This is a genomic window from Paenibacillus antibioticophila (assembly GCF_000455265.1).
Classification (GTDB): Bacteria; Bacillota; Bacilli; order Paenibacillales; family Paenibacillaceae; genus Fontibacillus; species Fontibacillus antibioticophila.
The window spans coordinates 148739-162403 of the sequence record NZ_HG005142.1 but is presented as its reverse complement, the minus strand read 5'-3'; the positions used below and the strand labels follow the sequence as shown (position 1 = coordinate 162403).

Genomic DNA, 13665 nt, shown 5'->3' with positions numbered 1-13665 from the left:
TTTTTCACTACATGCGTGTGACCAGTATTTGCATGGGGCCGATCAATCATCGTCATGCTGTGGAGCACCGTGCGTTGGGAGTTTCGCGCAGTGTGAGATCTGCATGATGCTGATGCAAGGTGTGCGTATACGTACTTCGTCGGCATTTTGCAGAATCTGCTGGGGATAGTCCCTGTGTGGGTAGTTGTCCATGCATCTACCCCGCTGAAGGTGCAATGATGCGCAGTAGCACGTTACATGAATACCTGAGCGCCTCTGCCGGCCCCATCATAACAGACCTAATATGACAATGGCGTGTCATACTACTGGAGGATGATTTTGATACTTTTCGGCAATCCGTCTTGCACGGTCAGCGACCTCCCGGCGAAGATGATCAGGCTCGATGACCTCAACAGCACTTCCGAAGGACAGAATATGGCTAATTACCCAATCGTCATAAGGGTAAGTGGCCGTTGCGGTAATGGACCCGTCCTCATGGGCTTCAATACCGCTGTCGTCGTACATGTCGTATACTCGAAAGGCGATTTCCGGTGCAAATCTGAGCTTGAGGGTAACGGTATGCTCGGGATTCAGCCGGTCCACGTCAAATCCGAGATTGTCCGGCAGGTTTCGGTCAAAGCTTATGTCGCACATCTTCAGATTTCGGATGCGGGAAATTTTGTAGATGCGGTAATCCTGCTTTTGTCTGCAGAAGGCTTGCAAGTACCAGGAATGCCCCTTGAATACCACTCTCAGCGGCTCCACCTGCCTGTGCGTCCGCTGCCCGTAGGAGTTGAGATAATCAAATTCCAAGATTTGCCGCGATATTACGGCTTGTTTGATGCGAGCAAACTTTTCCTTCTCCGAAGCGGGGCTTCCCCAATTGGAAAAGTCAATTTCAATCCAATCGGTTCGGCTCTTTTTGAAGAGCAATTGAAGCCTTGTGAGCGTATCGGCTGTGTCGATCGTATTCACTGCGGCCATGCTTTTAAGCCCAAATAGAATCTGGTTCTGCTCTTCCTCGGAGATCAAGGTTTTATTCAGAACGAAATGTTCGAGAATAGAAATGCCGCCGCCTTTGCCCCTTGAAGTATAAATAGGAATACCGGCTGTAGTGAGTGCCTCTATATCGCGGAGGATTGTTCGCGTAGACACCTCAAAATGCTCCGCCAGTTCTTTTGCGGTGGTGCTCTTTTTATCCAGGAGGAGATATACGATTTCAAAGAGTCTGGCAATTTGCATGGGAACCTGAACCCCTTCGTATAAGGATCAATTTGTACTTAAGTGTACCACAGTAACATGACAAGCATATGTCATATTTGGATCAAGACAGCGTTGTATTTGGTCAAGCCTGCATTTTCGCATATAATGGAAATAATGAACCTTGTAAAGGATGAAATCACTTTGAAAAGTATGACTTTTACGGGCCTTGGCGTGTCTGAGGCTCTTGCGGCAAAGCTTGCCGATTATGGAATTCTGGAGCCGACTGCCGTTCAGGCAGAGTGTATTCCGGCTGCGCTGGAGGGCAAGGATATCCTGGCCGAATCGCAGACAGGTACAGGGAAGACGCTGGCTTATTTGCTTCCGCTGCTGCAAAGAATCGAGCCCGAGGATAAGACGCTGCAGGCGCTGGTGCTTGCTCCAACGCAGGAGCTGGCCATGCAGATCGTTCGGGAAGCGGAAAAATACGGAGAATCACTAGGAATATCCGCGCAGGCACTGATCGGCGGGGCCGCCATCAAGCGGCAGCTAGAGAGGCTCCGTCTGCATCCGCAGCTCGTTGTCGGCACACCGGGCCGGATTCGGGAAGTGCTGGCACTGCGTAAGCTGAAGCTGCACACGGTACGGACGGTGGTTGTAGACGAGGTGGATCAAATGTTCCAGCTTGGCGGCACCGCCGATTTGGAGCAAATTTTGCGTGGAACTCTGCGAGACCGCCAGTTGATGTTCTTGTCAGCGACATTAAATCCGGAGATTCGCGCACTCGCTGCGCGTGAGATGAAGGATCCGCAGTGGGTGGGAATTACGCCGGAGCAGCGCACCTCGCAATCGCTGGAGCATGTCTTTTTCGAATGCGAGCAGCGCGACAAGATGGATAATCTGCGGCGGATATTGCGCCATTATAATCCTGCAAGATCTATTGTATTTATTAATAATACGCAGGATATCGCCGAGGTGGAGGGCAAGCTGAATTTCCTGGGCTTCCGTGCAGGGGCTTTATATGGAGATGCTGACAAATCCGTTCGCAGCCATACCTTGCGCAAATTTAGAGAAGGCAAAATCCAGGTGCTGGTTGCCACGGACATTGCCGCCCGCGGGTTGGATATTGAAGAGCTGTCATTGGTTGTTAATCTGGATCCTCCGATCGATTCGGAGCACTATGTGCACCGTGCTGGCCGGACAGGACGGATGGGGCGCCACGGTCTTGCGGTATCCATCATTAACCCGAAGGAACGCTTTATTATTCGGAAATTTGCCCGGGAGCTGAGCATTGAGATATCCGAGCAACGCCTTTTTGGCGGAAGGGTCATCGAAGCGGGTGTGGAGACGGAAAGAGCTGGGTCAACTGGTCATCGCAAGACTTCAGCAGGTTCAATTTTGCAGGCTGAGCAGCGAAAGTCTTCAAGTGAACTGAAGCAACATCCGCCTGCCAAGGCTAAGGCACGACAGGATCAGGCTAAGGAGATCAAACCGGCTCCGAATGTGCGTAAACCATCCTCGAAGGAGGATCGCAAGAATAAAGGGGCGCCGAAGTGGTTGAAGGAAAAACAGTCCGAGACCCGAAAGTAAGGGGGAAATGAAATGAATGACACGCCTGTCCTGCAAATTGAGCGGTTAACCGGAGGCTACAGTCTGGGCCGGCCGGTCCTGCACAACATCGAGTTTCAGGTCAGCCCGGGCGAAATGGTCGGTCTGATTGGATTGAACGGAGCGGGAAAAAGCACGACAATGAAGCATATTCTTGGTCTCATGACCCCGCATCAAGGAGGGGTTAGCCTGCTCGGTCATACCCGGGACGAGGACCCCGAAGCATATCAGGCTGCTTTGGCGTTTGTACCGGAATCACCGCTTCTTTACGATGAACTGACCGTTCGGGAGCATATGGAATTTGCGGCACGAGCGTATAATGTTGCATCAGAGGTATATGAAGAGCGTGCGGCAGCCTTGCTGAAGCTCTTTCGCATGGAGGAGAAGGCGGACAGCTTGTCTCTTCACCTATCGAAGGGCATGAAGCAGAAGGTCATGATTATGTGTGCATTTATCGCCAGACCTTCCCTGTATGTCATCGATGAACCGTTTCTTGGTCTGGATCCGCTAGGCATTCGTTCCTTGCTGGATTTCATGATGGATCTGAAGCGGAGCGGAGCTTCTATCCTGCTAAGTTCCCATATTTTGTCCACCATTGAGAACTACTGTGACCGGTTTGTGGTTCTGCACCAAGGAAGCGTCATCGCCCAGGGCATGCTGGAGGAGATTGCTCAGGCCGCGGGGATGCCGGGAGCAACGCTGGAGGACATCTTCTATAATCTGGTCAAAGGCGGAGATTAAGACATGGATCTTGTGGAACTGCGCAAACGGCGCAAAGCGCTGCATTGGAGCAAGATTCTTCCTTACTTGCCTTATGTGTTTCAGAGTGGAGTAGCGGTCTTGCTGCTGATTTTGATGATCGCATTTTCGGCCTGGTATACCCGTTTTCTTCAGCATATTCCGGAAGGCTTGCCTATCGGCTGGATTATACTTCTATTGCTGGGACCTGCGGTGATTTACTCGGGATTCCGGACTTACATTCATCCGGCGGATTCCGTCTTTTTATTGCCTCAGGAAGCTTCGATGTCCAAGTTTTTCAGGCCGGCCTTTTGGAACGGGATCCTGTATAAGCTGCTAGGCACTTATTTTATTCTTCTAGTGCTATGGCCTCTGTATCAACGAAGCGACGGTATCCGGCATCCGTTCTGGTTCTGGCTAATCGTACTTCTTTTACTTAAGCTGGCGGGAGCCTATGGTGCCTGGCAGGAGTTGAAAATTGCATCCCATCGCGCAAGGACAGGCTTCCGCCTGCTGCGGTGGTCCGTGCTCCTGTTGCTGCTGGCAGCCTGGATCTGGCAGCCTGCCTGGAAAAGTCTGTTATTTCTGATTTTGGTTATGGTGAATTATGTGCTGGCTTTGCGATTCCCCATGAAGCATCGGGTTCCTTGGGAGAATCTGATTGCTGCGGAGAAGGCGAGTGCGGCTAAAAATATGCTGGTGCTGGGATGGTTTGTAGACGTCCCTGCCGAAGGACAAGGGGTATCGCCGCGGCGCTGGCTGGACTGGATCGGCAAGCGGATTTCCTGGTCCAGAGAAGGGGCATACCGCTACCTGCTGACGAAAACATTAGTTCGCGGCGAGCTGCTGGGAATCGGAGCGAGACTTACGATTCTCGGTGCCATCCTGGTCGGCTGGTGCGGCAGAACATGGTTGGGGCTGGGGCTCTATCTGTTCTTTGTCTTCCTGATCGGAGCCCAACTGAGTGTGCTCCGCCATGCTCACAGGGACTCCTCGGCAGCACTGTATTACCCGCTTCCGTCCGGAGCGAGAAAAAGGGAGGCTGTTAGCCTGGGAAGCCGGACCCTGGCAGGAGCTGCTGTGATGATGTGGCTCCCGCTATTGCCGCAGGGAGACGGTCCGTTGATATATCTCGGAGGATCGTTGGCGGCCGGTCTTATCCTGGTATACGCTATGAGAAGCAACTGGAATCGCAAATGGCGCGAGGAAGAAGAGGATTGAACAGCAAAAAAACCGCCGGAGCAATAACCACTCCGGCGGTTTTTTCATGGTGCGCCCGGCATGGGCGATAACTAGGCGGTGCAAGTCCGCTACAGGCTTGTTTGTAGCAGTTCGTACGAATCCCGGGTTAGGGTCGTAATAACTGTAGTTTTCAATCGTTATTTCCAAGGCGTTCCATGCGGTGGATCACTTCGACTTCACGAAGACCCGTACATTTCGCTGATTTGACGCGTATGGCCCTGGTGCTGACTGCGGATGGCACGAACCCGATCACAGGCAAGGAGTTGATCCCACGGCCTTACGTACAAATCGCCAAAACGTTCATGGTTACGTGCGGAATGTACAACGGGGCGGGCGAGTTCGCCATCGGAGTGGCAGGGGTTGATTTGATCGAGCGTTTGTCGCGGGAATTTGACTGGAGCCTTTTCAGAGAGTGAGTTTAGTCATAAGCATTTTGATCATTTTTCGAGGAATTTTATAACAAATCGTGCATTGCTCTTATATAAACCTCCTCTTCGAATCGGTACTATAGGAGATGAAAACAGATTTTTGCTATTCAAAAGGAGGTTTCACAATGTTTGGTTGGAAGCGTTTACTTAAAGTGGCGGTAACAGCTTCACTGGTAGGTTCGTTGGCCGCCTGCGGCGGCGGGGGAGGAAATTCTGCCGATAATTCACAAGCGGGAAATTCCGGAAACGCGGCGGCGAACACGAGCAACAAGCAAGTTAAGCTTCGGATTATGTGGTGGGGATCACAGGATCGGCATCAGGCTACATTAGCCGCACTTGATTTGTACACGAAAAATCATCCTAACATCACTTTTGAACCGGAGTATTCCGGTATGGACGGTTATCTGGATAAGCTCTCCACGCAAGCGGCGGCTAAAAATGCTCCGGATATCGTTCAATTGGATCCGGGCTGGATGCCGGACTGGATGAGCCGGAATCAATTGGCTCCATTGACCGATGTGGATGTATCCAAATTCGATCCGAAGCTGCTCGCGGGCGGCTCGCTTGACGGCCAACAATACGCTGTACCGCTTGGATCGGTTGCGTTCGGCATGATTTACGATAAAGCCGCCCTCGACAAACTGGGCATTCAAACTCCGGCCAACGGCTGGACATGGGACGATTTCTTTGCGTTAGCCGAATCGTCCAAATCCAAACTGCCGGAAGGGCAGTACTTCGTTAAAGATTATGCCGCCAACTACTTCGTGTATTCTGCCTATCAATATGCTAAAGGCAAGGGCCCGGTCACTACGGACGATGGCCATTTCAACATCGACCGTGATACCTTCATCGACTGGGCGAATCACTTTGACAAGCTCCGGAAGGAAGGACTGGTACCTCCGGCAGACGTAAACACGGCGGACAAGGAGCTTGATCCGCAAATGGATCTGATGGTATCGGGCAAAATTTTATTCCGTTACAGCTTCTCCAATGGGCTCACTTCTTGGGATAGCTTGAAAAAAGGCGCCTACTCCCTTGTGACGATGCCTCGTGCGGAGCAAGCGGGAGGATGGGTGAAGCCCTCCATGTATTTGGCGGTTACCAATGACTCCAAAAATCAAAAAGAAGCAATCGAATTTGTGAACTGGTTCGTTAATGATCCGGAAGCAGCTAAGACTCTGGGCACTCTGCGCGGTATCCCGGCAAATAGCGACAGCGCGAAAACTCTGGAATCCAGCATGAGCGAAACGGATAAAGGCGGTCTGGACATGTATAACGCTTCCGCACCTGACGCGCAAATCTGGACGGCAGGCGCTGGCGGTTGGACGAACTTTATCGATAAAGACTTCCCTTATGTCCATGACCAACTCAGTTTCGGCAAAATTACTCCGGAACAAGCTTTTGATCAATTGAAGGAAGCTTCAGCATCTTACGAAAACTAAATCAAGGGGTCGTGAGAAAAAGCCCGGAACAATGTTCCGGGTATTCTACTATTCATTAAAGAGGGAGAGGGGGGAGAAACCATGCTGCTTCGAATCGAGGATGTTATTCAAGAACTCATCAGGCCCGTGGGGCAGCTCGAAACAACGGTGGATGTGCTTGAATTCGGAGACCCGTCGGCGGAAGTCAAGGGGATCGCCACGGCGTTTGTGGCCTCATCTGACGTTATTCGTCAGGCTGCAAAGGCAGGGGCAAATCTGCTAATCAGCCACGAGGGAATATTTTTCAGCCATCATAATAATAGAGAAGCCATTAGAAATGATCCTGTAGCCGTGGAGAAACGAAAGCTGATCGAGGAAACCGGAATGGCGATTTTCAGGTTCCATGATTATTGGCATCGTTATCAGCCCGACGGTATCATGGCCGGTCTTATCGAGCAGTTGGACTGGCAGAAGCACCTTGCGGAATATCATCCGGCATCGGCCATCATCCAAATTCCGGAGGCGAGCGTCCGTGAAATTGCCGGCCACCTCAAGAGCAAGCTTGGCGTTCCGTATGTACGCGTCGTTGGCGACCTGTCCATGATATGTTCGCGAATTGGCCTGCTCGCGGGATACAGGGGCGGCGGCCTTATGGCGATTCCGCTTTTTGAGCAGGAAAACTTGGATTTGATGATATTGGGCGAAGGACCGGAGTGGGAAACGCCCGAATATGTAAGAGATGCCGTGCAGCAAGGAAAACGCAAGGCCATCATCGTCTTGGGCCACGCGCAAAGCGAGGAGCCCGGCATGAATTATTTGGCGGGTGTGCTCAGGACGCGATACCCCGGTCTTCCCGTTTATTTTGTTGCTGAAAACCCGCTTTTCCAAATTATTTGACAGGAGCGTAGTGGACGCATGAGCCATACATTTTTCGCAAAAAACACGGGCTATCAGGCCTGGCTTGGGTATAACCGGTTAGCAGGCAAAAGACTTGAACAGTATGCTGATTATCGCCGCATTGTCGTTGCGGAGCAGGATGAAATCATCGCTTCCGCCGTGGCCGAACTCATCCGCGGACTGGAAGGGATGTTCGGGCAAACGCCCGAAATTTCACATATCTGGGATGGCGGTTCAGGCATTGTGATTGGAACCATCGGCGGCAACACGCTGCTTCAGGAATTCATTGACGAAGAAACGCGCGCAGGCATCGGGGCGGAAGGCTTCGCGATCCAAAGCGATCCGTCCGCCGGACGTATCGCCATTGGCGCGGTTTCTTCCGCAGGCGTGCTGTACGGCGTTTTCCATCTGCTGAGACTGATTGGTATTGGCAGCCCCATCGACGCTATTCATATCGTGGAAAATCCGGTCAACCAACTCCGGATGATCAACCAATGGGACAATATCGACGGGTCGATCGAACGCGGTTATGCCGGGAACTCGATTTTTTACGCGGACGGCAAAATCACCTCCGATTTGCAGCGAATTCACGATTATGCCAGGCTTCTGGCATCTACCGGGATGAATGCCCTATCGATCAACAATGTAAATGTGCATCGCCTGGAAACAATGCTGATCACGGAGGCGTATTTGCCGGAGGTGGCCGGGCTTGCCGGGATTTTCCGCAATTACGGGATCAAGTTGTTCCTCAGTATCAATTACGCGGCGCCGCTGGAGATCGGCGGTTTGCTTACGGCCGACCCGCTGGACCCGGAGGTTCGACGGTGGTGGCGTGAGCGGGCAGCGGACATATACCGATATATCCCCGATTTCGGCGGTTTTCTCGTCAAGGCCGATTCGGAGAACCGGCCTGGGCCGTTCACCTACGGCCGCGACCACGCGGACGGCGCCAATATGCTGGCCGAAGCGCTCGACCCGCACGGCGGCGTCGTGATCTGGCGCTGCTTCGTATACAACTGCAAGCAGGATTGGCGCGACCGGAAGACGGACCGGGCCAGAGCGGCATACGATCACTTTGTCCCGCTGGACGGCCGCTTCCATGATAACGTCATCCTGCAGGTGAAAAACGGGCCGATCGATTTTCAGGTGCGGGAGCCTGTGTCGCCGCTTCTCGGCGCAATGCCTGCCACGAACCAGATGATCGAGTTTCAGATTACCCAGGAGTATACCGGACAGCAGCGGCATGTGTGTTATCTGGTGCCGCAATGGAAGGAAGTGCTGGAATTCGATACGTATTTGCAGGGGGAGGGCACTCTAATCAAACGCATCGTCGACGGTTCGGTGCATAGGAGCCGGTACAGTGGCTTCGCTGCCGTTTCCAACATCGGGAACGATGCTAACTGGACCGGGCATTTGCTGGCTCAGGCCAATCTGTACGGGTACGGCCGGCTCGCCTGGAATCCGGAACTGACCGCGGAGGAAATCGCGGAGGAGTGGATTCGCCTGACGTTCGGGGACGACGAGCGGGTGGTCCGGACGATCCGCGGCATTTTGCTCGATTCTCTAAGTATTTACGAATCCTATACGGCACCGCTTGGCATCGGGTTTATGGTCAATCCCAATCATCATTACGGGCCTAACGTCGACGGTTATGAGTATTCGATGTGGGGGACGTACCATTTTGCCGATTGCCGCGGGATCGGTGTGGACCGGACCAAAGCGACGGGAACGGGATACACGGCCCAATACGCCGAGCCCAATTTCAGGCTGTATGAATCTTTGGATAGCTGCCCGGATGAACTGTTGCTGTTTTTCCATCATGTCCCGTACACCCATGTCCTTCATTCCGGGATAACGGTCATCCAGCACATCTACGACACGCATTTCGAAGGCGCGGAGCGCGCCGCCCGGTTGGTAGAATCCTGGGGCAGCCTGGCCGGCCTGATCCCCGAATCGCTGCACAAGCAGGTCGCGGTCCGGCTGGCGGAGCAAGCGGAACACGCCAAAGAATGGCGGGACCAGATCAACACGTATTTCTTCCGCAAAAGCGGCATCCCCGACGAACGGGGCAGACGGATTTATTAATCGGGATGACGGATTGCCGCCGGCGGTCTCATGAATTTCATTTGCGGACTTATTTCAGAGGAATGGGTAACCATTCCTCTTTTTGCGTTGGAATTATCCAATAGAATTTCAGAATGGTGACGTCCGCTGTTGGTTAGATTGGATTTTTCCAACGTGGGGAACACGGGTTCAGCCGCCGAAGGAGCAAGCAGATAAAATAAAAATTGAAAACAAAACCGTCCAGACGGTATACTAAACTCGGAGGTGATTTCATGGAAGGTTCCAAAAAAGCGTCCAAGCGAAACATGATTTTACAGGCTGCCGCAAAAGTGGCGAGAGTAAGCGGCGTTGAGCGTCTAACCCTGGATGCCGTTGCTCAAGAGGCCGGGGTCAGCAAAGGCGGCCTGCTTTATCATTTTCCGAACAAGGAAGAATTGATTTCGGGCATGGTAAAGCAATATTCCGATGACTTCGTCGGTAGCCTCAGGACCAGAGCGGACAAGGACCCGAGCGAAAAAGGAACGTGGATTAAAGCTTACATAGAGACCACTTATGATTCGGTGCAAAACGAAAACGACATGACGATCGCGCTTTCCACCGCGCTTTTCACCAATCCGCATCTGTTACGGGAAATGCAGGACGAATACCGTGATCTTCAAAAAAACATCGAAAATGACGGATTGGATCCCGTGGTTTCGTCGTTGTTCAGGCTGGCCGCCGACGGTCTATGGTTTGCCGAAATGTTCGGTTTTGCCCCGCCGGATCAAGCGTTAAAACAAAAGGTAATCCGCTACATTTTAAATGAGATTGAGGAGAGAAAATAATGGCTTATTTGTTACTGTTGATATCTATTGCCAGCGAGCTGATCGGGACTTCGATGCTGAAAGCTTCCCAAGGATTTACCAAGTTAACGCCTTCTTTAATTAGTATCGCCGCCTTCGTATGCTCCTTTTATTTTTTGTCATTGTCGCTTAAAACGATTCCCCTGAACGCCGCGTACGCCATTTGGTCCGGACTCGGTTCCGTATTGACGGTCATCATCTCCGTGCTCATCTGGAAAGAAAAGATCAATGCCGGCAGCATCATCGGAATCGGCTTGATTATCATCGGCGTGGTGATCCTGAATTTGCTCGGCCCCGGACACGGTTCGTCAAGCGAGGAAACAAAACAGGAAGCGGCTATTGTCCGAAAAGTATAAACGAAAAGGTGGCGCCGAGTCCGTTAGGATTTTTCGTGATATTTTAAAAGAAATCGAGGATTACCCTCATTTAACCGCCTAGGAGACCCGTCTATACTTAAGCTATCAGACAAACAACAGAGGTGATCGCATATGGGTCGTTCCGCACCCGTATCCGCAAATCAGGAGAGGATCGTGAAGAAAAGACGACGTTCTTCTTTGAAAAGATGGGATGCTCCCATTGCCGGCTATTTATTTATTTCGCCTTGGCTGATCGGCTTTATCGGGCTCACGGCGTATCCGCTTTTATTATCGCTGTATTATTCGTTTACGAACTACACCCTGCTCAGACCGATCGAACGGGTAGGAACCAAAAACTATGTCAACATCTTTACCTCGGATCCTAAATTTGAAGAATCTCTGCGCGCTACGTTCCAATACGTGATCGCCTCCGTCCCTTTAAAGCTGATCGCGGCTTTGTTGATCGCCATGCTGCTGAACAAAGCCGTTCGTGGAATCGGCATATACCGAACAGCGATCTATTTTCCATCGCTGATCGGCGGAAGTATCGCCGTATCCATGCTGTGGCGGAACATCTTTGGCGTAGAGGGAATTTTCAACAAAATCATCGCCACCTTTGGGTTCGAAGGCAAGGGGTGGATCACCAGCCCGGATACCGCGATGAGTACGCTCGTTCTGCTTGCGGTTTGGCAGTTTGGTTCCGCGATGGTGATCTTCTTGGCGGGGCTAAAGCAAATTCCGAGCGACTTGTACGAGGCTTCCTCCGTAGACGGTGCGAACCAATTTGTTCAGTTTTTCCGCATTACGCTTCCGATGCTGTCGCCGATTATTTACTTCAATCTGATCATGGGCGTGATCAACGCGTTCCAAATGTTCACCTCCGCGTTTGTCATCACCAACGGAGGCCCGATGAACTCGACCTACGTATACGCCCTCTATCTTTACGAACGTGCGTTTAGCCGTTATCAGCTCGGATACTCCTCGGCGCTCGCCTGGATCATGCTGGTCATCATTGTGATCGCATCGCTGATCATCGCCGGAACATCAAGATACTGGGTGTTCTATGAAACGGAGACGGAAGGGAGAAAGAGACGCAGATGATGATCAAAATGAAACCGTTCATCCGGCATATTTTCATGATTCTGTTTAGCTTTGTGATGGTCTACCCGGTGCTTTGGTGGATCGGCGCATCGCTTAAAAGCAATACCGAGCTGGGTTCACCGAATATTTTCCCTAAGGTTCCGCAATGGAGCAACTTCGTGAAAGGCTGGAATTCCGTTCCCGGACACACGTTTACGGATTTTTATCTTAATACCTTCGGCCTGGAGATCGCCGTGTTGGCTGCCACCTTGATCTCCAGCTCGCTGGTAGCCTTCGGGTTTGGCAGACTGAACTTTCCGCTGAAGAACTTTTGGTTCTCCATTTTCATGTTAACCTTGATGATGCCGGGACAAGTGTTGATCATTCCGCAATACTCTTTGTTCCACCAGTTGGGTTGGGTCAATACGTATTTGCCGTTTATTGTTCCCCACTTGGTAGCGGCAGGCGCCGGCGGTACGTTTTTCGTCTTCCTGCTTATTCAGTTCATCCGGGGGATTCCGAAGGAGCTGGACGAATCGGCCAAAATCGACGGTTGTTCCTGGTTCGGCATTTTCTGGCGGATCATGCTGCCGTTGACCAAACCGGCTATCGTCACCGTCATGATCTTCTGCTTCCTTTGGAACTGGGATGATTTCCTCGGCCACTTGCTGTATATCAACTCGGTTGACAAATATACGGTCAGCCTGGCGCTGCGGATGATCAACGATTCCCAGTCCGCTCAGGAATGGGGCCAGCTTCTGGCGATGTCGCTCGTATCCATTTTGCCGGCCACTTTCGTATTCATGTTTCTGCAAAAGTATTTTGTTGAAGGCATTGCCACAACCGGAATAAAGGGATAAGGCTGGTGGGGCGCCAATAATATAACGGTAGAGCTTTGGCGAAACGATTCGTTTCGCGGCTTTGCCGTTTTTTCTCCTTATGTCCCGGAAAGGAGCACCCGAGAGATGATCAGCCCATTTAAAAAATTCCGCGTCGACACCCTTTTTTTTCGCAGCTTTGCCGTAGTCATCGTGATCGTGGTCGCATGCATCGCGTGGGCCAGCTACATTATTTCCTCCAACGAGCTAGTTAAAACCAGCTCGCTGTATCAGCAGCGGCTGCTAGATGAGTTAAACAACGAGATTGCGACGCGTCTTACGATGATCGAACAAATTTCGCTGTCCACCTCCCGCGATAATGAGATTATCTCTTTTCTTAAGGATCGGCGGGACCAATACGACACATATCGGCGTTCCGTCAACGTTGTAAATGCATTGGCCAATCTGACCTATTCGATTCCGTTGATCCAAGGCATCGATTTATATATGGAACACCCTTTTCAGCGGGAACAGGACAATTACATCCAGTTCCGGGACCTGAACAAGCTAAACCAAGAGCCTTGGGCCGGCGCTTTTGTGAACAATGATTTCGCCTGGTCCACTGAACATGACGTTAAAAGTTTCCAGGGAGAAGTCCCGGTGCTTAGCTTTGGCCGCAAAATCGTGTACGATGACAAGTACCTGGGGGTACTGGTGATTCATATCAAGTATAAAGAGATTGTCAAGATACTGGATGGCCATACCTCCAATGCCAACCGGCTTATGGTGGACTCCCAGGGCAGAGAATTGGTCAGAGCCGGACAAGTTTTAGACCATACGGAGCTGTCCGAATGGATCAATGTCAAAGACGAGGAATCGGGGTATGTCCGGATCCGGGGAAATGCCAAAATCGGTGATTCGCTGCTCGTGTATTCCAAATTGCAGGATTCCAACTGGACGCTGGTGGAGATTTCCTCGTGGAAGCAAATCAC

The 13665-nt window shown here is 51.7% G+C and carries 12 protein-coding genes and 1 pseudogene; 12 read left to right on the top strand and 1 reads right to left on the bottom strand.

What is annotated here, in order from left to right; genetic code table 11:
- Positions 1 to 297: 297 nt before the first annotated feature.
- A complete protein-coding gene (locus TX85_RS21135) occupies positions 298 to 1221 on the bottom strand; it encodes a helix-turn-helix transcriptional regulator (protein ID WP_044481860.1) in 924 nt (307 codons plus the stop codon).
- A gap of 171 nt (positions 1222 to 1392) precedes the next feature.
- Between TX85_RS21135 and TX85_RS21130 the strand changes: the two genes are divergently transcribed.
- The 12 genes and pseudogenes from TX85_RS21130 to TX85_RS27760 all read left to right on the top strand — a co-directional run.
- Positions 1393 to 2769, top strand: a complete 1377-nt coding sequence (locus TX85_RS21130) for a DEAD/DEAH box helicase (RefSeq protein WP_044482153.1) — start codon at positions 1393 to 1395, stop codon at positions 2767 to 2769.
- A gap of 12 nt (positions 2770 to 2781) precedes the next feature.
- A complete protein-coding gene (locus TX85_RS21125) occupies positions 2782 to 3528 on the top strand; it encodes an ABC transporter ATP-binding protein (protein ID WP_044481859.1) in 747 nt (248 codons plus the stop codon).
- A 3-nt stretch (positions 3529 to 3531) separates the two neighbouring features.
- Complete coding sequence (locus tag TX85_RS21120; RefSeq protein ID WP_044481858.1) at positions 3532 to 4746, top strand: ABC transporter permease; 1215 nt, start codon at positions 3532 to 3534, stop codon at positions 4744 to 4746.
- A gap of 218 nt (positions 4747 to 4964) precedes the next feature.
- Positions 4965 to 5183, top strand: a pseudogene (locus tag TX85_RS21115) (glutaminase); the annotation flags it as partial.
- Positions 5184 to 5320: 137 nt separating this feature from the next.
- Entirely contained in the window at positions 5321 to 6637 is a 1317-nt protein-coding gene (locus TX85_RS21110; protein WP_044481856.1) for an ABC transporter substrate-binding protein, read from the top strand.
- 81 nt (positions 6638 to 6718) lie between these two features.
- On the top strand, positions 6719 to 7513 hold the full coding sequence (locus tag TX85_RS21105) for a Nif3-like dinuclear metal center hexameric protein (RefSeq protein ID WP_044481855.1): 795 nt from the start codon (positions 6719 to 6721) through the stop codon (positions 7511 to 7513).
- 18 nt (positions 7514 to 7531) lie between these two features.
- Positions 7532 to 9598: an alpha-glucuronidase family glycosyl hydrolase gene (locus TX85_RS21100; RefSeq protein WP_044481854.1), complete on the top strand. Its 2067-nt coding sequence runs from the start codon at positions 7532 to 7534 to the stop codon at positions 9596 to 9598.
- A gap of 251 nt (positions 9599 to 9849) precedes the next feature.
- Entirely contained in the window at positions 9850 to 10401 is a 552-nt protein-coding gene (locus TX85_RS21095) for a TetR/AcrR family transcriptional regulator (RefSeq protein ID WP_044481853.1), read from the top strand.
- The gene (locus tag TX85_RS21090; RefSeq protein WP_392391858.1) at positions 10398 to 10775 is read left to right on the top strand and encodes a DMT family transporter; all 378 of its coding nucleotides are present in this window, start codon (positions 10398 to 10400) and stop codon (positions 10773 to 10775) included. Before TX85_RS21095 ends, TX85_RS21090 begins: the two co-directional genes overlap by 4 nt.
- A 132-nt stretch (positions 10776 to 10907) precedes the next feature.
- Positions 10908 to 11876, top strand: a complete 969-nt coding sequence (locus TX85_RS21085) for a carbohydrate ABC transporter permease (RefSeq protein ID WP_044481851.1) — start codon at positions 10908 to 10910, stop codon at positions 11874 to 11876.
- An 8-nt stretch (positions 11877 to 11884) separates the two neighbouring features.
- Positions 11885 to 12715 carry a carbohydrate ABC transporter permease gene (locus TX85_RS21080; protein ID WP_044482151.1) on the top strand — a complete coding sequence of 277 codons (831 nt, stop codon included), beginning with the start codon at positions 11885 to 11887 and terminating at the stop codon, positions 12713 to 12715.
- A gap of 105 nt (positions 12716 to 12820) precedes the next feature.
- Positions 12821 to 13665, top strand: an 845-nt coding sequence (locus TX85_RS27760; protein WP_044481850.1) for a cache domain-containing protein, incomplete at its 3' end; no start/stop codon positions are given.

Bases quoted from the DNA above. Each gene is read 5' to 3' on its own strand.
- TX85_RS21135 (WP_044481860.1), bottom strand. From the start codon at position 1,221: ATGCAAATTGCCAGACTCTTTGAAATCGTATATCTCCTCCTGGATAAA.
- TX85_RS21130 (WP_044482153.1), top strand. From the start codon at position 1,393: ATGACTTTTACGGGCCTTGGCGTGTCTGAGGCTCTTGCGGCAAAGCTT.
- TX85_RS21125 (WP_044481859.1), top strand. From the start codon at position 2,782: ATGAATGACACGCCTGTCCTGCAAATTGAGCGGTTAACCGGAGGCTAC.
- TX85_RS21120 (WP_044481858.1), top strand. From the start codon at position 3,532: ATGGATCTTGTGGAACTGCGCAAACGGCGCAAAGCGCTGCATTGGAGC.
- TX85_RS21110 (WP_044481856.1), top strand. From the start codon at position 5,321: ATGTTTGGTTGGAAGCGTTTACTTAAAGTGGCGGTAACAGCTTCACTG.
- TX85_RS21105 (WP_044481855.1), top strand. From the start codon at position 6,719: ATGCTGCTTCGAATCGAGGATGTTATTCAAGAACTCATCAGGCCCGTG.
- TX85_RS21100 (WP_044481854.1), top strand. From the start codon at position 7,532: ATGAGCCATACATTTTTCGCAAAAAACACGGGCTATCAGGCCTGGCTT.
- TX85_RS21095 (WP_044481853.1), top strand. From the start codon at position 9,850: ATGGAAGGTTCCAAAAAAGCGTCCAAGCGAAACATGATTTTACAGGCT.
- TX85_RS21085 (WP_044481851.1), top strand. From the start codon at position 10,908: ATGGGTCGTTCCGCACCCGTATCCGCAAATCAGGAGAGGATCGTGAAG.
- TX85_RS21080 (WP_044482151.1), top strand. From the start codon at position 11,885: ATGAAACCGTTCATCCGGCATATTTTCATGATTCTGTTTAGCTTTGTG.